15 protein-coding genes are annotated in these 20,563 nt (G+C 72.0%); 5 read left to right on the top strand and 10 right to left on the bottom strand.

Annotated features, from left to right (window positions below):
- Nucleotides 1–38: 38 nt before the first annotated feature.
- The 3 genes from ACFT9I_RS35960 to ACFT9I_RS35950 all read right to left on the bottom strand — a co-directional run bounded on the left by ACFT9I_RS35960 (nt 39) and on the right by ACFT9I_RS35950 (nt 5,127).
- On the bottom strand, nt 39–908 hold the full coding sequence (locus tag ACFT9I_RS35960) for a hypothetical protein (RefSeq protein WP_382571513.1): 870 nt from the start codon (nt 906–908) through the stop codon (nt 39–41).
- A 122-nt stretch (nt 909–1,030) separates the two neighbouring features.
- The gene (locus ACFT9I_RS35955) at nt 1,031–4,441 is read right to left on the bottom strand and encodes an ATP-dependent helicase (protein WP_382571512.1); all 3,411 of its coding nucleotides are present in this window, start codon (nt 4,439–4,441) and stop codon (nt 1,031–1,033) included.
- Between the two features lie 251 nt (nt 4,442–4,692).
- A complete protein-coding gene (locus tag ACFT9I_RS35950) occupies nt 4,693–5,127 on the bottom strand; it encodes an MGMT family protein (protein WP_382571511.1) in 435 nt (144 codons plus the stop codon).
- A gap of 251 nt (nt 5,128–5,378) precedes the next feature.
- Here ACFT9I_RS35950 and ACFT9I_RS35945 point away from each other — a divergent pair, with 251 nt between their 5' ends.
- Nucleotides 5,379–8,186: a YbhN family protein gene (locus ACFT9I_RS35945; RefSeq protein ID WP_382571509.1), complete on the top strand. Its 2,808-nt coding sequence runs from the start codon at nt 5,379–5,381 to the stop codon at nt 8,184–8,186.
- Between the two features lie 79 nt (nt 8,187–8,265).
- A complete protein-coding gene (locus ACFT9I_RS35940) occupies nt 8,266–9,918 on the top strand; it encodes an alpha/beta hydrolase (protein WP_382571507.1) in 1,653 nt (550 codons plus the stop codon).
- Nucleotides 9,919–10,001: 83 nt separating this feature from the next.
- Here the strand turns inward: ACFT9I_RS35940 and moeZ are convergent, their stop codons facing one another.
- The 7 genes from moeZ to ACFT9I_RS35905 form a co-directional block, all read right to left on the bottom strand.
- Nucleotides 10,002–11,180: an adenylyltransferase/sulfurtransferase MoeZ gene (gene moeZ, locus ACFT9I_RS35935; protein WP_023538827.1), complete on the bottom strand. Its 1,179-nt coding sequence runs from the start codon at nt 11,178–11,180 to the stop codon at nt 10,002–10,004.
- A 71-nt stretch (nt 11,181–11,251) separates the two neighbouring features.
- On the bottom strand, nt 11,252–12,013 hold the full coding sequence (locus ACFT9I_RS35930; RefSeq protein WP_382571506.1) for a spherulation-specific family 4 protein: 762 nt from the start codon (nt 12,011–12,013) through the stop codon (nt 11,252–11,254).
- Entirely contained in the window at nt 12,001–12,987 is a 987-nt protein-coding gene (locus ACFT9I_RS35925) for an NAD-dependent epimerase/dehydratase family protein (RefSeq protein WP_382571505.1), read from the bottom strand. The genes ACFT9I_RS35930 and ACFT9I_RS35925 overlap by 13 nt, the downstream gene beginning before the upstream one ends.
- A gap of 182 nt (nt 12,988–13,169) precedes the next feature.
- The gene (locus ACFT9I_RS35920) at nt 13,170–14,306 is read right to left on the bottom strand and encodes a hypothetical protein (protein ID WP_382571503.1); all 1,137 of its coding nucleotides are present in this window, start codon (nt 14,304–14,306) and stop codon (nt 13,170–13,172) included.
- Nucleotides 14,299–16,170, bottom strand: coding sequence for a DUF3492 domain-containing protein (locus ACFT9I_RS35915; RefSeq protein WP_382571502.1), 1,872 nt, complete (start codon nt 16,168–16,170; stop codon nt 14,299–14,301). Before ACFT9I_RS35915 ends, ACFT9I_RS35920 begins: the two co-directional genes overlap by 8 nt.
- Nucleotides 16,171–16,379: 209 nt before the next feature.
- Complete coding sequence (locus ACFT9I_RS35910; protein ID WP_382571501.1) at nt 16,380–17,777, bottom strand: DUF3152 domain-containing protein; 1,398 nt, start codon at nt 17,775–17,777, stop codon at nt 16,380–16,382.
- Nucleotides 17,778–17,785: 8 nt separating this feature from the next.
- On the bottom strand, nt 17,786–18,841 hold the full coding sequence (locus ACFT9I_RS35905) for an alpha/beta fold hydrolase (RefSeq protein WP_382571499.1): 1,056 nt from the start codon (nt 18,839–18,841) through the stop codon (nt 17,786–17,788).
- A 172-nt stretch (nt 18,842–19,013) separates the two neighbouring features.
- Here ACFT9I_RS35905 and ACFT9I_RS35900 point away from each other — a divergent pair, with 172 nt between their 5' ends.
- The 3 genes from ACFT9I_RS35900 to ACFT9I_RS35890 all read left to right on the top strand — a co-directional run bounded on the left by ACFT9I_RS35900 (nt 19,014) and on the right by ACFT9I_RS35890 (nt 20,481).
- Complete coding sequence (locus ACFT9I_RS35900) at nt 19,014–19,268, top strand: hypothetical protein (protein WP_382571497.1); 255 nt, start codon at nt 19,014–19,016, stop codon at nt 19,266–19,268.
- A gap of 199 nt (nt 19,269–19,467) precedes the next feature.
- Nucleotides 19,468–20,118, top strand: a complete 651-nt coding sequence (locus ACFT9I_RS35895) for a TetR/AcrR family transcriptional regulator (RefSeq protein ID WP_189111548.1) — start codon at nt 19,468–19,470, stop codon at nt 20,116–20,118.
- 135 nt (nt 20,119–20,253) lie between these two features.
- Complete coding sequence (locus ACFT9I_RS35890; RefSeq protein ID WP_023538836.1) at nt 20,254–20,481, top strand: DUF3107 domain-containing protein; 228 nt, start codon at nt 20,254–20,256, stop codon at nt 20,479–20,481.
- Nucleotides 20,482–20,563: the final 82 nt, after the last annotated feature.

The raw sequence follows: 20,563 nt of genomic DNA, 5'->3' as shown, positions 1-20,563 counted from the left end.
ATCGCCGCGCCGGCGGGTTGTCGGTGGCCCCCAGGGCCTCAGAAGTCGGCCGGCGGGCTGCTCTCCGACCGCTGGATCTCCCGCAGGTCGACGACCTGGTCGGCCGGCGGGACGGTGGCCTTGACCGGCACGCCGAAGTCCCCGAAGAGGACCGTGCCCGGCGTCTGGCCGCCCTCGCTGACCGCCTTCAGCAGATAGGGCGCTCCCTCGGCCGCCACGTAGGTCGTCTGCGTCTTGCCGGCGTCCCGCTTCACCAGCGTCACGGCCTTGCGGCCGTCGACCTCGGCGGCGCTGCCCCTGGTCAGGCCCTTGCCGCCGGCGGTGTCGAGGTTTTCGAGCATCGCGTCCAGGTCGCACGCGCCGCCCAGCGCCAGTGCGGTGGCGCTCGCGCCCGCGGGGATCTTGAGCCACTTGCCTCTGAGCGCCTCGGTCAGGTCGTCGGGGCGGTCGGGGTCGGCGCTCTCGTCCCTCTCGTTCTCGGTGAGGCCGACAGAGCTCCAGAACTCTTCGTCGCCCTTGATGTAGGTGACCTTCTTCACCACGACGAACTCCGCCTCGCTGTCGTCCCGGCGCAGCCCTCCCGAGCAGGTGCCCCGCTTGTCCAGCGAGAAGTCGACCTTGAGGCGCCGGCCGTCGTCGGTGCCCTCCGCCGTCAGCCGCAGGGACTTGGCGCCCTTGGTCGCCGTCACGGCCTTTCGGGCGATCTGCGGGCCGCTCAGGCCCGCGAACGGATCGGCCGACGTGGCCGCGGTCGACGCCGCGGCCACCTGCTCCGCGGCGGCCGCCGCCTCCTTCTCGGCCGCGCCGTCCACCACCCTGGCGCCGCCGGTGGAACAACTCGCCGCACCGGCCACCGTGATCGCGCTCACCAGCACCGGCATCAGGAACTTCCGCTTGATCGCGGTCATCTGCTGTCTCCTCGCACATCTGGCACGTCTCGTACTCCGTGCCTCCGTGCCGTTCCCTCTCCGACCGCGCGAGGAGTCGCGAAGGGTGCATGTGCACGAGGGGATTCATCCGGGAGAGGCACTCACTCCACGATCTGCTGCCCCTCCGGCCGCGCGCTGCACGACGCGCGGAAGGAACAGTGCGCGCAGTGCTGGCCGGCGCTCGGCGTGAAGCGTTCGTCCAGTACGCGCCCGGCCGCCCTCGCGAGCAGGTCGCCGACCCACTCCCCCGCGAGCGGCTCCTGCGCCTGGATCTTGGGCAGGTCCTCGCCGCCCTCCTTCTTGGCCGCCGCCTGCCTCAGTTGTACGAGTTCGGCGCCCCCGGCCTCCGGCCGCCGCCCGTCGAAGACCTCGTCCACCGCGCCCTCCCCCACCGCGAGCTGGTACACGGCGAGCTGCGGGTGGTGCGCGACCTCTTCTTTAGTAGGAGCCGCTTTGCCGGTCTTGAAGTCGACGACGTAGGCGCGCCCTTGGGCGTCCTGCTCCACCCGGTCCATGGAGCCCCGGATCCGTACCTCGTAGGCGCCCGCCTCAAGGGTGACGTCGAAGGCGTGCTCGGTGGCCGCCGGTGTGCGCCCGGCACGGTCCATCACATGCCAGCGCAGGAAGCGCTCCAGCGCCACGCGCGCGTGGCTCTTCTCCTGTTGGGACTTCCAGGGCGCGTCGAAGGCGAGAGCGTCCCAGACGGAGTCGAGGCGTTCCATGAGGACGGCGAGGTCGGCGGGGGTACGGCCGGAGGCCACCTCGTCGGCCAGGACGTGGACGACGTTGCCGAAACCCTGCGCGGCGGTGGACAGTTCGTCCGCCTTGACCTCGCGCCCGAGGAACCACTGGAGCGCGCAGGTGTTGGCGAGCTGGTCCAGCGCGCTGCCGGACAGCGCCACGGGCTGGTCCCTGTCGCGCAGGGGGACGGCGCTGTGCGTCGGCTCGTACAGGCCCCACCAGCGGTGCGGGTGGGCGGCGGGGACGAGCGGCTGGCCCTCCTCGTCGCTGAGCGCGGCGAGCCGGGCGAGCCGTCGGGCCGCCGCGTCGCGCAGTACGGGTGTCGCCTGCGGGTCCACGGTCGTGGCGCGCAGCTCGGCCACGAGCGCGGCGACGGCGAGCGGACGGCGTGGCCGGCCGGTGACGTCCTTGGGGTCGACGCCCAGTTCGGTGAGGAAGCGGGACGGCTGGTCGCCGTCGTCGGCGGGGGCCTTGACCGCCGTGACGACGAGCCGTTCACGGGCGCGGGTCGCCGCCACGTAGAAGAGGCGTCGCTCCTCTGTAAGGAGGGCGCCGGGAGTCAGGGGCTCCGCCAGACCGTCACGGCCGATCCTGTCCGCCTCCAGAAGAGAGCCACGACGCCGGAGGTCGGGCCACAGCCCTTCCTGGACGCCCGCGACGACGACGAGTCGCCACTCCAGGCCCTTGGAGCGGTGCGCGGTCATCAGACGGACGGCGTCGGGCCGTACGGATCTGCCGCTGAGCGTGTCGGCGGCGATGTCCTGCGCGTCGATCTCCTCAAGGAAGTTGAGGGCGCCGCGCCCGCCGGTGCGTTCCTCGGCCCGTGCCGCCGCGTCGAACAGGGCGCACACCGCGTCCAGGTCCCGGTCGGCGTTACGGCCCGCGGCACCGCCGCGCAGGGCCGACCGCTCCAGCCGGGCCGGCCAGGGAGTGCCGTCCCACAGCTCCCACAGCGCCTCCTCGGCGGTGCCGCCGCCCGCCAGCAGGTCACGCGCCTTGGCGAGCAGCGCGCCGAGCCGCTGCGCGCCGCGCGCGTGGGCGGGGTCGTGCGTGACGAGGCGCTGCGGTTCGGCGAGGGCGCGGGCCAGGAGTACGTCGGAGGGCGGTGGTACGCGGTTCCCGGCGGCCCGCTCCTCGTCGCGCAGAGCCCGGCCGAGGCGGCGGAGGTCGGCGGCGTCCATGCCACCGAGGGGCGAGGTGAGCAGCGTGAGCGCGGTCTCGACGTCGAGCCAGTCACCCTCGACCACGGCACCGGTGTCGGGGACACGGTCAGTGTCGGCGTCATCCGGGCCCGCCTCGGCCTCCACGCCGTCCGCCTCCGCCTCCGCCCCGACCGAGATCTCCGCATCCCCTTCCGCATCCCCCTGTGCCGACCGAACCGCCGCCGTCGCGACCGCGCGCAGTGCCGTCAGCAGCGGCGACACCGCCGGTTCATGACGCAGCGGCACATCGTCGCCGTCGATCTCCAGGGGCACGCCCGCCGAGGTGAGGGCCCGCCGCACGGCCGGGATGGTCCGGCCGCCGGCCCGTACCAGCACCGCCATCTCGCTCCACGGCACGCCCTCTTCAAGATGTGCGCGCCGCAGGATGTCGGCGACGTTCTCCAACTCGGTCGAGGCGGTCGGATAGGTGTACGTCTCGACCCGGCCGCCCTCGCGGACCGTCGCCAGCTCGCGGTGCGCCCGTACCTTCTCGGCCGGCAGCCGGTTGAGCGGCATCCGGCGGGTGAGCAGCCGGGTCGCGGCGAGCAGCCCCGCGCCGGAGCGCCGGGAGGTCGTGAGCACCTCCACCGGGGCCGGGCGCCCGTCCGCGCGCGGGAAGGCGTCCGGGAAGTCGAGGATGCCGTTCACGTCGGCGCCCCGGAACGCGTAGATCGACTGGTCCGGGTCGCCGAACGCCACCAGTGTGCGGCCGTTCCCGGCGAGCGCCCTGAGCAGTCTGACCTGCGCGGGGTCGGTGTCCTGGTACTCGTCGACGAACACCGCGTCGTACCGGTCGGCCAGCCACTTCGCGACCTCGGGCCGTTCGGCGAGCAGCACGGCCCGATGGACCAGCTCGGCGTAGTCGAGGACGCCCTGCATGTCCAGCACGTCGAGATATTCGGCGAGGAAGGAGGCGGCGGCCGTCCAGTCGGGGCGGCCCGTACGCCGCGCGAAGACGGCCAGGGAGTGCGGACCGAGCCCCAGTTCGCGGCTGCGGGCGAGCACCGCGCGTACCTCGTCGGCGAAGCCGCGCGTGGTCAGACAGGCCCGCAGCTCGTCGGGCCAGCGGATGTGCGCCAGCCCCTCGCGCTCCAGGTCGAGCTGGCCGGCGAGCAGTTCCCGTACGGCGACGTCCTGCTCCGGTCCCGAGAGCAGCCGCAGCGGTTCGGTGAAGAGGTCGGCCTCCTGATGGGCACGGATCAGCGCGTAACAGAATGAGTGGAATGTGGTCGCCTGCGGCCCCTGCGCGCCGCCCAGCCTCACCGCCGTACGGTCGCGCAGTTCGACCGCCGCCTTGCGGCTGAAGGTGAGGACGAGCATCCGTTCCGGATCGGCCCCCCGCGCGACCCGTGCGGCGACGCTCTCGACCAGCGTGGTCGTCTTCCCCGTGCCCGGACCCGCGAGGACGAGCAACGGCCCGCGGTCATGGTCAACCACCGGGCGCTGCGCTGCGTCCAGCACAGGGGGCTCCACCGCGACCGGCGCCGTGCGCAGCAGTCGGTACGCAGCGGAGGGCCGCTGCCGTACCCGACGGTGCGGGGTACGCCCGGTGAAAAAGGAGGAACTCACGTGGATCGCCGGTCCTGGAGGGGATGCTGGTGGTGACGGGGGTTTCTGAGGTGTGTGGGTCGCGAGCTGACGAGGCTACGCCGAGGGGCGGCGCGGAAGCGTGGAGTCCGCCTGTTGATCTGACGGCCTTCGCGGCTGCGGCGGAGGGTGCGGCGGACCCGGTTGACCCGGTGATCGCGGGGTCCGGTCATCCGTACGGTCCTCAGCAGACCCGCAGGACCTCCCACAGCGCAGTGGAATGTCAGAAACTGTCAGATGTGAGCAGCATCGCCCGTATCGGTGCCGGTTTCCGACGACCCAGTGTCAGTTTCCGGCGACTCGATGCCGGTTTCCGACGGCCGGCCGTCCCATCGCGCCCGTTTCATATCGAGGCGCGGCAGATGGCCTTCGGCGCTGCGCGAGGCCTCCCGCAACGGGGTCGCCTCCTCCCGGTAGCGGGTCAGGGCCTCCAGCTCATGACCGGCCAGCAGCACACCGTCCGAGCGGACCACACGCCACCAGGGCACGGCCCCGCCGTACAGCGCCATCGCCCGGCCGACCTGACGCGGACCGCCCTCGCCCAGCCATTCGGCCACGTCGCCGTAGGCCATGACCCGGCCGGGCGGGATCAGGTCGGCCACGTCGAGCACCCGCTCCGCGTACTCGGGCAGATCTCCGGACACCTCGTCGGGCTCGTCGCTCCTCATCCGTCCCATCCTGCCGCACACCACCGACAGTCCGCCCGCCCACCGGTCGCGGCCCGACGACCCCGACGAGGTGTCCGACGACCTGCCCGACGGCCCGTCCGGCGAGCTGCCGGCACGCCCCGGCACAGCCGACGCGGCGTTCCTCAATGCACCCTGATACCCCCCTCTGTCACCCTGGCGTGCCACCATCATGCGGGCGGTGACTGGTGATACGAGATCAAGAAGACACGGATTCGACGAAGGAGCAGGGCGTGCAGCCTCCGACGGTGGCGGGCACCCCTGACGCCGAGCCGCGCCCGGAATCAGGCCCCGACGCCGGTGCGGAGACCGGCACCGACGGCACCACTGAGGCCAAAGAAGGGGCCAAAGAAGAGGCCGAGGCAGCGGCCGAAACCGGCCAGGAGAACGGCGCCGCCCCCGACGCCGACGACGTGATCCGCCGCGACGCCCCTCCCGGCAGCCACGCCGACCCGCTCTCCGGAGACGAGCCGCTGCTCGCCGCCCGCGTGCACCGCCCGTCCGATCTGCTGCGGCTGCTCATCGGCGTCCTCGCCATCGCCGTCGTCATCGGCCTCTCCGCCTTCGCCCACGGCACCACGTCCGGTCTCGAACAGGACATCAGCAAGGGCACCGGCCAGGCCCCCGACCTGCTCGTCAAGGTCGCCGGTCTGATCTCCAGCATCGCCGTGCTGCTCGTCCCGGTCGCCTTCGCGATCGAGCGGCTGATCAAACGCGACGGCCTGCGGATCGCGGACGGCGTACTCGCCGCCGTCCTCGCGCACGGCGTCACGCTCGCCACCGATCTGTGGGTCGCCCGCGCGGCGCCCGGATCCATCCAGGACGCGCTCACACGCGCGCAGCCGGGCGAAGGGCTCACCGACCCCGTCCACGGCTATCTCGCGCCCGTCATCGCCTATATGACCGCCGTGGGCATGGCCCGCAGACCCCGCTGGCGCGTCGTGCTGTGGGTGGTGCTGCTGCTCGACGCGTTCGCGATGCTGGTCGCCGGCTACACCACGCCGTTCTCGATCATCCTCACCGTGCTGATCGGCTGGACCGTCGCGTACGGCACGCTCTACACGGTCGGCTCGCCGAACGTACGGCCCACCGGCCAGACCCTGATGGCGGGTCTTCGCCATGTGGGTTTCCGTCCCGTCAGCGCGATGCGCGCCGAGCCGGAGGAGACCAGCGACTCGGCCGAACAGGGCGAACGGGGCCGCCGCTATCTGGTGACCCTCGACGAGGGCCCACCGCTCGACGTCACCGTCGTCGACCGGGAACAGCAGGCGCAGGGCTTCTTCTACCGAGTCTGGCGCCGCCTCACCCTGCGCTCGATCAGCACCCGCCGCTCGATCCCCTCCCTGCGCCAGGCGCTGGAGCAGGAGGCGCTCCTCGCGTACGCCGCCATCGCCGCCGGCGCCAACGCCCCCAAGCTGATCGCCACCTCCGAACTCGGCCCCGACGCCGTCATCCTGGTGTACGAGCACATGGGCGGCCGCTCCCTGGACTCACTGGCCGACGACGAGATCACCGACGAGCTGGTGCGCGGCGCCTGGCGGCAGGTCAAGGCGCTCCAGTCGCGCCGTATCGCCCACCGCAGGCTCACCGGCGACGCGCTGCTGGTCGACCAGGACGGCAAGGTGATCGTCACGGATCTGCGCGGCGGTGAGATCGCGGCAAGCGACCTGGTGCTGCGGATGGACACCGCGCAGCTCCTCACCACGGTCGGACTGCGGATCGGCGCCGAACGTTCGGTGGCCACCGCCGTGGACGTCCTCGGCCCCGACGCCGTCGCCGACTCTCTGCCGCTGCTGCAGCCGATCGCGCTCAGCCGTTCCACGCGCACGACACTGCGCAAGCTCGCCCGTGAGCGGGCCCAGCGTGAGCGCGACGCGGTGCTCCAGGCCTCCGAGGCGGCCAAGCACACCCGTACGGCGGAGGTGGCGGCGGCGACCACCGACGCCGACCGCAAGGCGGCCCGCAAGTCCCTGCGCGCGGTGAAACAGGCCGAGAAGAAGGCCATGGACGACGCGCTCGACGAGGTGCGCGAGGAGGATCTGCTCTCCCAGATCCGCGGGCAGGTGCTGCTGATCAGACCGCAGGCGCCGGTCGAGCCGGTCCGTCTGGAGCGCATCAGACCCCGCACACTCGTCAGCTTCATCGCCGGTGCGATCGCCGCGTACTTCCTGCTCACGCAGCTCGCCGGGATCGACTTCGGCAACGTCTTCGCCAACACGCACTGGGGCTGGGTGGCCGCCGCCGTCCTGTTCTCGGCGCTCAGCTACGTGGCCGCCGCGATGAGCCTGCTCGGCTTCGTCCCGGAGCGGGTGGGCTTCCTGCGTACGGTCGTCGCGCAGGTCGCCGGGTCCTTCGTGAAGCTCGTCGCCCCGGCGGCGGTCGGCGGGGTGGCGCTCAACACCCGCTTCCTGCAACGCGCGGGCGTGCGCCCGGGGCTCGCCGTGGCCAGCGTCGGCGCCTCGCAGCTGTTCGGGCTCGGCGCGCACATCCTGCTGCTGCTCGCCTTCGGCTATCTCACCGGTACGGAGAAGACGACCTCCCTCACCCCGTCGAGGACGGTGATCGCGGGGCTGCTGACCGTCGCCGTCCTGGTGCTGGTCGTCACCGCGATCCCCTTCCTACGGAAGTTCGTGGTGACACGGCTGCGTTCACTGTTCGCGGGTGTGGTGCCGCGCATGCTCGACGTGCTCCAGCGGCCCATGAAGCTCCTCACCGGCATCGGCGGGATGCTGCTGCTGACCGGTCTGTTCGTGATGTGCCTGGACGCGTCGATCCGGGCCTTCGACGACGGGCATCAGCAGCTGAGCTACGCGAGCATCGCCGTCGTGTTCCTCGCGGGCAACGCGCTGGGGTCGGCGGCGCCGACGCCGGGCGGTGTGGGCGCCGTCGAGGGCGCGCTGACGATCGGTCTGATCGCGACGGGGGTTCCTAAGGAGGTGGCGGCCCCGGCGGTATTGTTGTACCGGATGATGACCCTGTGGCTGCCGGTGCTGCCCGGGTGGATCTGCTTCAACCACCTCACCCGCAAGGGAGCCCTTTGACGGGGCTCCCCGAGCCCCGTCACCACCCGGCTGGACCCCGGGCCGCGCGCCGCTCCCCGGCACGACGCACCATGGGGAGATGCCGATGCCCTCCTTCTCCGCGTCCACCGCACCCGCCGGGCGGCGCCGCCCGACGCTGGTCGCCGTCACCGTCGCCACCCTGCTGGCCGCCGCCGGATGCTCCGGCTCCGACCCGGACAGCGGCGGCCAGGGCGGGCGGACCAGCCAGAACGGTCAGGACGGTCAAGACGGCCAGAACAAGACCGACACGACCGCCGCGCCCCAGAACCTGACGTCCCAGAAGCTGGACTGGAAGGCGTGTCCCACCCCGTCGGCGGCCGAGGGCGGCGGTACGGCTCCGTCGCCGCTGCCCGGCGGCACCAAGTGGGAGTGCGCCTCCATGGCCGCCCCGCTCGACTACGCGAAGCCCAAGGGCGACACCATCGAGCTGGCCCTCATCCGGGCGAAGACGAGCGACCCGGGCAAGCGCATCGGCTCGCTCGTCTTCAACTTCGGCGGGCCCGGTGGCTCCGGTGTGACCGGACTGCCCTCCTTCGGCAAGGACTACGAGAAGCTGCGCACCCGCTACGACCTGGTCAGCTTCGACCCGCGCGGCGTCGGCCGCAGCGACCCCGTCGAGTGCAAGGACGACAAGCAGCTCGACGCGTACTACGCGAAGGACATGACCCCGGACGACAGCGCCGAGGAGAAGTCGTACGTCGACGGCCTGAAGTGGTACGCGGGCGGCTGCGAGCAGAAGTCCGGCAAGGCGCTCCCGCACGTCGGCACCGTCAACGCCGCGCGTGACATGGAGCTGATGCGCCAGGTCCTCGGCGACGACAAGCTCAACTACTTCGGTATCTCGTACGGCACCGAGCTGGGCGGCGTCTACGCCCACCTGTATCCGAAGTCCGTCGGCCGCACCGTCTTCGACGCCGTCGTGGACCCGAGCGAGAGCTCCGAACAGGGCTCGCTCGGCCAGGCCGAGGGCTTCCAGCTCGCCCTCACCAACTTCGCGAAGGACTGCGTGAGCCGCGGCGACGCGTGCAAGCTGCCGGGCAGTACCCCGCAGGAGATCGAGGACTTCGTCGTCGGTCTGCTCGACCGGCTCGACAAGAAGCCGATCGCCGGGCTGGGCGACCGGAAGCTCACCGAGACCCAGGCCACCAACGGCATTGCCCAGGCGCTCTATTCGAAGGAGTACTGGCCGCTGCTCGAACAGGGTCTGGACGAGGCCGACGGCGGCAGCGGCGCGCTGCTGCTCGTCCTGTCGGACGCGATGAACGGCCGCAACGAGAAGGGCCAGTACAGCAACATCCAGGCGGCCAACGCGGCCGTCAACTGCGTGGACTCCAAGCAGCGCTCCACGCTCGCGCAGACCAAGGCGAGGCTCCCCGAGTTCCGGAAGGTGTCGCCGGTCTTCGGTGACTTCCTCGGCTGGGGCCTGCTGGGCTGCTCCGAGTGGCCCGTGCCGGGCGAGTGGGACAAGCCCGACGTCAGCGCGCCGGGTGCGGCCCCGATCCTGGTCATCGGCAACACCGGCGACCCGGCCACGCCGTTCGAGGGCGCGCAGGCGATGGCGAAGGCGCTCGGCAAGGGCGTCGGCGTCGAGCTGACGTACGAGGGCCAGGGGCACGGCGCGTACAACGCCGGCAGCACATGCGTGCAGAACGCCGTGGACGGTTATCTGCTGAACGGCAAGGTGCCGAAGGCCGGGACGGTCTGCAAGTGACGCACTGACCGACATACGTAGGAGGCCGGCCCACGAGGTGCGTGGACCGGCCTCCTACGTATGTGTGTCACTCGGCGGGTCGCTCAGTAGATCGGCTTCTCCGGCTCGATCTGGTTGACCCAGCCGACCACTCCGCCGCCGACGTGCACGGCGTCGGCGAAGCCGGCCGACTTGAGCACCGCGAGCACTTCCGCACTGCGGACACCCGTCTTGCAGTTCAAGACGATCTTCTTGTCCTGCGGCAGATCCTGGAGCGCGTTCCCCATCAGGAACTCGTTCTTCGGGATCAGCTTGGCGCCCGGGATGGAGACGATCTCGAACTCGTTCGGCTCCCGCACATCGATGAGTTCGATGTTCTCGCCGTCGTCGAGCCACTCCTTGAGCTGCTTCGGAGTGATCGTCGAACCGGCGGCCGCCACCTGCGCCTCCTCGGACACGACGCCGCAGAAGGCCTCGTAGTCGATGAGTTCGGTGACGGTCGGGTTCTCGCCGCAGACCGCGCAGTCGGGGTCCTTGCGGACCTTGACCTGGCGGTACTGCATCTCCAGCGCGTCGTAGATCATCAGGCGGCCGAGCAGCGGCTCACCGATGCCCGCGAGGAGCTTGATCGCCTCGTTGACCTGGATGGACCCGATCGACGCGCACAGCACGCCCAGGACACCGCCCTCGGCGCAGCTCGGCACCATGCCGGGGGGCGGCGGCTCCGGGTAGAGGCAGCGGTAGCAGGGCCCGTGCTCGGACCAGAAGACGCTCGCCTGACCGTCGAAGCGGTAGATCGAGCCCCATACGTACGGCTTGCCCAGCAGCACACACGCGTCGTTGACCAGATAGCGGGTGGCGAAGTTGTCCGTGCCGTCCACGATCAGGTCGTACTGGGCGAAGATCTCCATCACGTTCTCGGACTCGAGCCGCTCCTCGTGAAGGACGACCTTCACGAGCGGGTTGATGCCGAGGACGGAATCACGCGCGGAAGCGGCCTTCGAGCGGCCGATGTCCGCCTGGCTGTGGATGATCTGCCGCTGGAGGTTCGACTCGTCGACCTCGTCGAACTCCACGATGCCGAGCGTGCCGACACCGGCTGCGGCCAGATACATCAGCGCGGGCGAGCCGAGCCCGCCGGCGCCGACGACGAGCACCTTCGCGTTCTTCAGCCGCTTCTGCCCGTCCATCCCGACGTCCGGGATGATCAGGTGACGGGAGTACCTGCGGACCTCGTCGACGGTGAGCTCGGCAGCGGGCTCTACCAGGGGTGGCAGCGACACAGGGACCTCAACAGGGGATTGGTCGATTGGTCAGTACGTTTGTTCCTCCGGTAACACTGCCACGCGCCTTCTCATTCCGAGACACCCGGTCCGATCTGCGAGACGATTTCGTCCCAGTAGCCGGGCAGCGCCGCGAATGGGCTGTTCTGTCCGATCCGGTCGTCGTGATCGCTCCGGTCGGTGAAGAAGATCGTGCCCGCGCCCTGCCAGCGCGCGATCCGCATCGCCTCGTTCAGATGGCTGCGGGGCACCCCGTGGACGAGATGCACGAAGCGTTCGGGCGGATGGTCCGCCGTCCACCCGGCCACCTGTGACCAGCGGTAGTCGGTCCACGGGCCGCGGAAGGTGACCAACTGGTCGGCGATCTCGGCGTATCCGGGGTACGGATGCGTCCCGTGGCCGAGGACCAGATGCCCGCTGTGGGAGATCGTGTCCAGCGTCGCCGCCGTGAGCCTGACGTCGGGGAGGTACGAGGCCTCCGCCGGACACCGGTCCAGGTAGAAGCCGTCGACGCGGTACCAGTCGTGGAAGTCGTGCGCCTCGGAGATGATCTCGCCGAAGCTCCGGGCGCCGTACGCGAGATCGAGATGCCCGAGCACCCGTACGCCCGTGTTCCTGAGCCGGCCTGCGGCTTCCAGACAGTGCGGGTCGGGCCTGCTGCCCGGCCCGTCGGCGACGTTGAGCACGGCCCAGTGCAACGGCGTTCCGGGGCGCGTCAGTTCGGCCCACTCGACCGGGGCGAGCAGCGGATGCGCGTACCCGGGGATGCCGAAGCCGAGCGCGGCGGCGCCGGTGGCCGACAGGCTGTCTCCGGTCCTCGTCAGATGCGACATGCCGCCTCCATCCAGATGTCGGCGAGCGACTCCTCCAGGTTGATCCGGGGCCGCCAGCCGAGCCGGTCGCGCGCGGTGCGGACGTCGGCCTGCTGCCAGCCGCCGCAGCCGTCGGGATACGGGAACGGGCCGCTGCCCAGTTGCTCCGACGGGTGCTCGCCGCGCTGCGGGCCGAGGGTGGCGTGGCTGTGCCCGTGCACGGGGCGCTGCGGGCCGGTGGGAGCGTCCAGCTCGTGCAGGGCGCCGCCGTATCCGGCGACCCGCGCGAGGACGGCGGCGGCGTCCCTGAGCCGGACCGCGCGCCCCGTACCGATGTTGACGACGCCCTGCGCGGCGGAGAGCGAGGCGGCGTGCACGGCGCGGGCCACGTCGCGTACGTCAACGAAGTCGCGCTGTACGCCGAGGCCGCTGAGCTTCAGCTCACCGTCGCCGGACTGCATGGCGCGGCGCATCGCCTCGGCGAGCCGGCCGAGCGGGGAGCCCGCGGGCGTGCCGGGTCCGACGGGCGAGAAGACCCGCAGCACGACGGCGTCGAGTCCCGCGCCGAGCACCAGTTCGCTGGCGGCCAGCTTGCTCACGCCGTACGGCCCGCCGGGCCGGGGCACCGCGTCCTCGGCGGTGGACGAGCCCGGCTGGGAGGGCCCGTACTCGGACGAGCACCCGAGCTGGACGAGGCGGGCGCCGCAGCCGCTGCGGCGCAGCGCCTCGCAGACGGTCGCGACGGCGACGGTGTTGTGCCGGGTCAGGTCGCGGGCGCCGCCCCGGGTGGCGCCGGCGCAGTTGATGACGACTCCGGGGTGGACGGCGTCCAGGAAGCGGGTGAGCGCTCCGGGACTGCCGCCGGCGAGGTCGAACCGTACGTCGGCGTCGTCGCCGCGGCCGAGAGCGGTCAGATGCACGGCCGGGTCGGCGAGCAGCCGGTCGGCGACGAAGCGCCCGAGGAAACCGTTGGCACCGAGCAGCAGGACCCTCATCGCGCTGCCCCTTGGTTCCGACGCGCCGGTGCTGGGGGTTGAGGGGTCATGTTCTGTCGTCTCCTTAGAGGATGTTGCCGTGTGCTTCGGGTTACGCCCGCGGCGTCGGCTCCGCGGGAGGTCTGGGGGTCCGGACGTGCGGCCCGGACGGGGGCGTGCGCCGGAGGTCGCCGGTCCACCGGTCAGGTGTGGGCCGAGGCCCGGGACAGGGAGACGGCGGCGTGGATCAGGAGCCCGAGCGCGGCGGCGCCGCAGGCGAGGGCCGGTACGGCTCCGGCTCCCCCCGCGTCGGCCAGGGCCCGGACGGGGGCGGAGACGGTCTCGAAGCCGGGGACGCGGCCCGCCGTGGCGAGGAGAAGGGCCGACGCCTCGACGGCGCAGGCGGTGACGAGGCCGGTCGCCGCCGCCTTCGGGAAGCCGTGGACGGTGAGCAGCCGGGCGAGGAACAGCAGACAGCCGAGGGCCACGGTCGCGACGGGGTGACCGGCGCCCGTGCCGGGTCCGCCGCCGAGGAGGAGTTCGGCGCTTACGGCCAGGGCCGTCAGCGCGACGGCGTACAGCGCGAACAGACCGAGGAGCACCGGCCGGGTCCGGGAGGCGAACTCGGCCAGTCCACGGCTGCCGGTGAGCCCGCGCCGTGCCTGGACGGACAGCAGATGGGCGCACCAGGCGGCGGGAGCCACGGCGAACGCCAGGGCCACGAGCGCCGCCGCGGCCTCGGCCGGGGGCGCCGCCCCGTGGGGCCCGCCGCCGGTCCCCGCGTGCAGCAGCCCGTCGCCGTACAGCACGTACGCCAGCAGCCAGCAGACCCACAGTCGTGAGACGCGCGCCGTGTGGCCCTCGACGCGCAGCGGGCCGCGCCGGAGGGCGACGGTGAGCGCGACGGTCCCCGCCGCGCCTATCGCGAGCAGGATCATCCCGCCGGCGGCGTCGATTCCGCCGGCGTACCGCAGAGCGACGAGGGCGACGGCGCACACGGCGCCCGGGAGCAGGGTGCGGAGCGCCCATCCGGCGCGTGGATCGGTGGCACGCGCGGGATGCGGCGTGGTCGTGCCGGTGGCGTCCGTGCCGCCCTCGGCGGCGCGCGGCACGCGCGCGTACAGCTCCTCCGCGAGCGAGAAGACGTCCCGGTGCCGGAAGCGCGCGGCGGCGCGGTCGGTGACGCCGTGCGCCTCCAAACCGGCGGCGATCTCCAGCGGGTCGACGGCGCGTTCGCACAGTTCGCGGTGGCTGTGCATCAGCGTCTTGACGGGGTCGGCCGGGCCCGTGCGCCGCGCGAGTCTCGTCGTCCCCATGGGGGTGGTGCCCGTGTCAGACATCTTTCTCCCCCAGGGTCTGTCCGGCGCCCACGCCGACCGCCTCCGTAGGACGCGGCGGCTGTGGCACCGCCGGTAAGGACATGGCCACGGGTACGGGTACGGGAAGGGGCATCGACACGGGAGGCACCATCGGTACCGGCGCCGGCATCGGTACGGTCCTCGCCTGTCCGGCGGTCCAGTGACCCGGTACGTACGCCTCCGCCGGGTTGGCGAAGGGCAGCGGCCCGCCGTGCGCGTCCACGGTCTCGGCGGGGCGCCGGACGGGGGCGTGCGAGATCAGCTCCAGGTAGATGCCGCGGAACGCCGCCAGGTTCTGCTCGACGGTGAAGAGTTCGAGGGCGCGGGCCCGCGCGGCGGCGCCCAGCCGTTCGCGCCGCTCCGGGTCGCGCAACAGCGCGACACAGGCGTCGGCGAGCGCCCGCGGATTGCGCGGGGGCACCACGAGCCCCGTACCACCGATGACCTCGACGACCGCGCCGACGTCGGTGGAGACCGTCGCGCGGCCGCAGAACATCGCCTCGACCAGACTGACCGGGAAGCCCTCGACGATGCTGGACAGGACGATCACCCCGCCCGCCGCGTACGCGTCCACCAGCTCCGGTGCCCCGGGCCCGCCGACCTCCTCGAAGGAGACGCAGTTGTCGCCCACGGCGTGCGCGTCGGCCGCCTCGTCGGGGAACAACTGCGCGGCCAGCGCCCGGCAGTGGGCGAGATACGCGGTCGCCTCCGCACCCTGCGCCGCGGCGCCGATGATCCGCAGCCGCGCCGCGGGCTCCTCCTTACGGATGTCGGCGAAGGCGTGCAGCAGGGAGATGAGGTCCTTGGCGGGCTCGATCCGGCCGACCCATACAAGGGTGTTGGGATCGCCACCGTCGCCGCCGTCACTCCCGTTACGGCCCCCGCTACGAGCCCCGATACGGCCCTCGTTGCGCTCGCCCAGCGCCGAGAAGCGCTCCGTCTCCATTCCCGGGTAGACGGTGCGCAGTTTCGCGCGGTCCGCGCCGCAGCGCTCCTGCCAGCGTCTGGCGTGGGTGTTGCCGGGGGTGATGACGGTGGCCTGCCGGTAGACCTCGGCGGCGAGCCGGCCCTGGAAGGCCGCGAGCAGGGCGCGCACCGGCGCACGCAGGGGCGTGTCACCGCCGGGTCCGGCGGCCAGGTAGTGGGCGCGGAGCTGGACGCCGTACTCGGTGACCAGCAGCGGTGCGCCGAAGAAGCGTTTGGCCAGAAGTCCGGGCAGTGCGGCGGATCCGCCGGTCGTCGCGTGGCACAGATCGACGGCGCCGAGGCCGTCGTCGTCGTACCAGTCGAGGGAGAGCGGGCGCAGCGCGCGCTCCAACTGGTCGGCGAAGACCAGGTAGTCGGGGACGGTGGCACCGCGCACGCTCCGGCGTGCGCCGGGGACGTGGCAGGCGGATTCGAGGATCCGTACGGCGGTCTCCGACCGGAGGGCCGTGGACAGACCGCCGTGGTCGCGCGCCAGTTCGGCGAGCCCGTACAGCCCTTCGGCGAAGGCACTCACGCCGCTCACGTCGCGTGCGCCGTCGCCGCCCGCCCTCCCCGCGGCACCCTCGTCCGGGGCGCAGACGGCGGCGATCAGATCTCCGAAGTGCCCCACGAAGCGCCGTCGTTCGCGCCGTCCGTACGCCCTCCCGTCGCCCTCCGCCGACCAGAGGGACGCGGTGCGCACCCGCTGCACGGAGGGCGGCAGCTGGATCCAGCCGTTGCCCTCCTGGTGGGCGCTGCGGCTGAGCGCGTAGATGTCGAACTCGTGCTGTGCGAGCCCGCGTACGAGCCGGTCGCACCACAGCCTGGACTCACCCGTCGCATACGGGTAGCCACCGTCCGTGAGTAGTCCGATCCGCACGAGCACACCCCTGATCTCCCTTGTGGGAAGCCGCCGTTGGATCGGCGACTCGCAGCGGGACGACCGTAAGCGGACATGACGGTGGAACGGCGGACGGTTGTCCGTCGCACCACCAGAAGGGGTGAATGCACGTAACTTTCCCACCGCGGTAGCGTTCCGTCGCGGTAAGGACCTATCCTGTCACGCTGCGTCAAGCTGGGGCCGATGCCTCAACTGCCGGGGAAGGCCCAGGGGTTGGGCTTGCACTTCACGCCGTCGAGATCGAGCGTCTTGGTCTGCTGCTGCATCACGGGGGCGAGCGAGCCCGGGGTCTGGCAGCTCACGTGCCCGTAGCCGAGCCGGTGCCCGATCTCGTGGTTGATCAGCATCTGCCGGTAGGTGAGCATCGCCTTGGAGCCGTAGGTCTTGGCCCCCCGCGCCCAGCGGTACGCGTTGATCATGACGCGATCGGTCGCGGCGGAGTCGCAGGACACGTTGTCGACGGTGGTGTCCAGCCCGGACTTCGCGCACCACTCGGCCGTCGTCCCGGGGCTCGCCAGTGTGATCACGAACTCGGGCGAGCCGCCGGCGATCCGCTCGAAGGTCATGGCCCCGTTGTGGGCCCAACTCCGGTCGTCGTTCAGGGTTTTCTGTACGGCGTCGGCGAACAGCTTCTGGTCGAGGCCGAGGCCCTTCTCGATGTCGATCCGGTAGAGGACCTTCTTGCCCCTGCCGGGCGCCTTGGCCACCCCGGGGACCGCCTCGAACTCCCCCGAGCCCTTCAGATCGGCGGCCAGCGGGAACTGCTTGGCCATCAACTGACCGTAGGTGGGAGGCAGCGCCGGGGCCTGGACCGCGGGCTTCTTCGGCGTCGGCCTGCCTTCCGAGCGCGAGGCGGCGTCCTCGCCGTCGCGGGCGAGCCCGCCGGAGGGCAGCGCGTCGGCCCGGGAGTCACGGCCGTCGGTGACCTGACCGGCCACCACGACGGCGAGCACCGTGGTCACGGCCGCCGCGGCGATCCCGGTGAAGGTGCGCCCCAGACCGCCCTTGGCGGGCCGCTCCCGCCCGCCCTCGCCGTCCGGGGCTGCGTCGGGGTCGTCCCGGTCCGAGCCACGGCCGGAGTCGGCGGCGAAGGCCGTACGGGGGCGGCTGCCCTCGTCGTCCCAGTCGGTCACGGGGGCGTACGGATCGGGGCGCCACTGCGCGGAGTCGGCGTCGGTACCGAAGCCGGTGCCGACGCCGGATCCGTACGGAGGGGGCGGCGCGTCGAATGCGTCGATGAACTCGCGGCGCGGTCCCGGCACCCGGCGCTGACCGGTCGTCGAACGCGTCTGTCCGCGGGGCCCCTGTGGATGCGGAGGCCCCTGCGACCCGTCCTGCCGGTCCCCGTACCGCTGCTGGTCGCCCCAGCCGCCGCCCGGCTCACGGTGCTCGGGATGCCCGCCGCGCACCTGCGGGACGCCGTGCGCGGGGGTGCCGTACGGCGGCGCCGCGCGTCCCCGCTCGCCGCCGGGAGGCGGGGTGGGCCGCGCCTCCCGCTCACCGGCCGGTGGGCCGCTCGCGGCGGGCGCGCGCTTCTTGCTGTCGGATCCCTGGGGTGCGGGGCCTTTACGGCTGTGTCGTCCCACGCCCCGGATCAGCTCCCGCCACTGTCGTTGTCACCGTCATCGCCACTGCTGCCGAAGGTGTCGGCGTCTCCACCGTCATTACGGCCGGCGCGCCCGTTCGTCTCACCCGTCGCCCTGTCGGGCTCCTGGATGAGACTCCGCGCGGCCTCCGCCACCACCTTGGGGTACTCCATCATGGCAACATGCCCGGCGTCAGGAAGCGTCAGGAGTCGGGAATCCCGGAAAGCGGCGGACGCCTTTCGGGCCATTCGGTACGAAACGAGCTGATCCCGCCCTCCGTACACCAGCAGTGTCGGCGCGAGGACCCGCTCGGCCTGGCGCCACAGCCCTTGCTGGCCGCCGAGGGTGTACGCGTCGACGATGCCGCGCGCGGAGCGGGTCATCGCCTCCCAGAAGTACGGAAGACGCTGCCGCCGCTCCATCTCCTCCACCGCGTGCCGCAGACCCTCCTCGGAGACCCGGCCGGGATCTCCGTAACAGAGGGCCATCACGCCGCGCGTGCGCTGCTCGGCCGTCCACTCGCGGGTCATCCGCCCGAACAGCGCGGCGACGCCGGGCACGGCCAGCAGGGCGGTCGGCAGGGCTTGGTGCTGCACGCGGATCTCGGGCAGCGCGGGCGAGACGAGGGTGAGGGTGCGCACCAGGTCGGGACGGGCGGCGGCGACCCGGGTCGCGACGGCGCCCCCCAGGGAGTTGCCGAAGAGATGCACCGCGCCGTGCCCGCCCGCGTCGAGCAGCCGGATCACGGCCCGCGCGTGGGCGGTGATCGAGTAGTTCCGGTCGGCCGGCGGCGGGGAGTCGCCGAAGCCGGGCAGGTCGACCGCCTCGCCGTCGACCACGTCGGCCAGCAGGGGCATCAGATCGGACCAGTTCTGCGAGGAGCCGCCGAGGCCGTGCACGTACAGCGCGCGCGGCAGTCCGGGGCGCGTCGGGGGCCGTGAGCGCACGTTCAGGGTCAGCCCCGGCAGGGCCACCGAACGCAGCCGCTCACCGTCGGCGACCCGGACGGTGCTCACGCGCGGGACGGCGGCGGCGAGGGTTTCCGGCAGCTCGGTCGAAGACATGCGGGCAATGTTACGAGACGATCACGCGCCGTTTCGCGTGTTCACCGTCACAGGACGCATAGCGTCGAGGGTGCGGACCTCCTACCCTCGTAAGTACGCGTACGCATTCGCCTCATTTCGCGAATGGACGGCGGAAGAAGACGGAAGACGACCGGAGAAGAAAGGGCGCCCCATGTCGGCGGACCCGAGCGACCCGGACACATTCCCGAACGACATCGACGAGGAAGACCCGAGCGCGGGGGCGGATTCCGGCGAACTTGAGGAACTCGGCGAGGAGACCCCGGAGGCCGACGCCGCCGAGCAGCACACGGATGTGCAGCCGTCCGAAGACGATCCACCGGCCCCTGTCGATACGGCCGAGGCCGACGAGACCGACGCCGCCGAACAGGCGCGTATCGTCTCCCTCGACGAGGACGACTACCGCTGAGCGGCCGCTCAGGACCGGGTTCGCCTTTTGTCGGCATTGGATACTTTTTTCCGCCGCCGCCCTCGCGGCCGGGCGGATATCAGGCTCCCCGGCTGTCCGGTCCGTGAAATTCTGCGGCCTGACCACGCACAGCCGGGTTACCCAAAAGTACGATGGCAAGGCGGCGCACAGCGCGCACGGAACAATTCTGGGAGGCGGCGTGACAGCCATAGAGCAGACCGAGGCGGCGCGCCCGCGAGGCACGCGCCTGCCACGCCGCGCTCGACGCAATCAGCTTCTGGGTGCGGCTCAGGAAGTCTTCGTCGCACAGGGTTACCACGCCGCGGCGATGGACGACATCGCGGAGCGGGCCGGCGTCAGCAAGCCCGTCCTCTACCAGCACTTCCCCGGAAAGCTGGACCTCTACCTGGCCCTTCTCGACCAGCACTGCGAGGCCCTGCTGCAGGCCGTGCGTACGGCCCTGGCGTCGACGACCGACAACAAGCTCCGGGTCGCGGCCACGATGGACGCGTACTTCGCCTACGTCGAGGACGAGGGCGGCGCGTTCCGGCTGGTCTTCGAGTCCGACCTGACGAACGAGCCGGCCGTGCGCGAGCGCGTCGACCGGGTGGCGCTCCAGTGCGCGGAGGCGATCTCCGACGTGATCGCGTCGGACACGGGCCTCTCCAAGGAGGAGTCCATGATGCTGGCCGTCGGACTCGGCGGCGTCTCCCAGGTGGTGGCGCGCTACTGGCTCTCCAGCGAGTCGGTCATCCCGCGCGACAAGGCCGTGGAACTTCTCACCTCGCTCGCCTGGCGCGGCATCGCCGGATTCCCGCTGCACGGCAGCGAGCAGCACCCCGGCGCCTGACAGGCTCCCGGCGCGGTCCGTGTTCGCTGCGGGCGTGCCCCGCCGTCGTCCTGAGCGCCGTCTCTCCGGGCTAATGTGTGCTGGGTACCGCGCGGTTGACCGCGCAACGCACTGACCGTTCGGAGGGACATAGCGGTGGAGGTCAAGATCGGCGTGCAGCACACGCCCCGCGAGATCGTTCTGGAGAGCGGGCAGTCCGCCGAGGAGGTCGAGAGCGCCGTGGCCGACGCACTCGCCGGCAAGGCGAAGCTGCTCAGCCTCACGGACGAAAAGGGGCGGAAGGTGCTCGTACCGGCCGAACGGATCGCGTACGTGGAGATCGGCGAGCCGACGACTCGACGGGTGGGCTTCGGCGCTCTCTAGTTCGAAACGGCTGAACAGCACCACAGCGACAGAGGAGTGGGGGGGGGGGGGGGGGCCGGCCCGCCCGCCGCGGGGGTGGTGT

It is taken from the genome of Streptomyces sp. NPDC057137, assembly GCF_042670825.1.
Taxonomy (GTDB): domain Bacteria; phylum Actinomycetota; class Actinomycetes; order Streptomycetales; family Streptomycetaceae; genus Streptomyces.
Note: the sequence above shows the minus strand (reverse complement) of the source record. Positions and strands in the feature narration are given on the sequence as shown.